Genomic DNA, 1,295 nt, shown 5'->3' with positions numbered 1-1,295 from the left:
CATAGCCGAGATGAACAGGCAGCAGAGCGCCAAGGAGGAGGCGAAGGAGAATGAGACCATCGGAACAAAGGTGGGAACGGGAAAAGACGGAGCCTTCGGCAACCGGCTCAACTTCGAGACCTACAACCTGGGACATCTCATCACTGCCGGCATCATGCACAAGAGAGCCACGGGCAAGAACACGCTCTTCAACTGTGCGGTGAAGGCAGCCGACTTCCTCTATGATTTCTATAAGCGAGCCTCCGACGAACTCGCCCGCAACGCCATCTGCCCGTCACACTATATGGCGGTGACGGAGATGTATCGCGAGACCGGCGACCCCAAATATCTGGAACTATCAGAGAAACTCATCGACATAAGAGGCAAGGTGGAAAACGGCACCGACGACAACCAGGACCGCGTGCCCTTCCGCCAGCAGTATAATGCCATGGGCCATTCGGTGAGGGCAAACTATCTGTATGCCGGTGTAGCAGACCTCTATCTGGAGAGCGGCGAAGAACAGCTGAAGAAGAACCTCGATGCCATCTGGACCGACATCGTGACACGCAAGATGTATATCACCGGAGCCTGCGGAGCACTCTACGACGGCACTTCGCCCGACGGCACCGACTATAAGCCCGACAACGTGCAGAAAGTGCACCAGAGCTATGGCCGCCCCTACCAGCTGCCACACTCCACGGCACACAACGAGACATGCGCCAACATCGGAAACCTCTTCTTCAACTGGCGCATGTTTGCAGCCACGGGAGATGCCAAATACACCGATGTGGTGGAGAACTGCCTATACAACAGCATACTGCCCGGCATCAGTCTCGACGGAAAGAAATATTTCTATACCAACCCCATGCGCATCTCGGCAGACCTGCCATACAAGCTGCGCTGGCCCAAGGAGCGCACCGAGTATATCAGCTGCTTCTGCTGTCCGCCTAACACGCTGCGCACCCTCTGCGAGGCACAAGACTATGCCTATTCCATCGGCAAGAACGTGATATACGTGAACCTCTACGGCGACAACACCCTCAACACCCGCATCGACGGCATCGGCGATATCGCCATCTCGCAAACCACCGACTATCCGTGGGACGGCACCGTGGAGCTGACCATCGACAAGCTGAAGGGAAAGAAGCAGTTCGGGATACGGCTCCGTGTGCCGGACTGGTGTACCGAGGGAGCCACGATACTCGTGAACGGCGCTCAGCAGACCATCGAGGCAACCGCCGGCACCTACGCCACAGTGACACGCACATGGAAGAAAGGCGACGTGGTGACACTCAGCATGCCGATGCGCACACGTC

General features: G+C 57.1%; 1 pseudogene. It reads left to right on the top strand.

Annotated elements, in window-relative coordinates:
* Positions 1-1,295, top strand: a pseudogene (locus tag QVO99_RS06480) (glycoside hydrolase family 127 protein); the annotation flags it as partial.

This window comes from Prevotella sp. CAG:592 (assembly GCF_000436015.1).
In the GTDB taxonomy this organism is placed as follows: domain Bacteria; phylum Bacteroidota; class Bacteroidia; order Bacteroidales; family Bacteroidaceae; genus Prevotella; species Prevotella pectinovora.
This window is presented reverse-complemented; position numbering and strand designations above follow the sequence as displayed.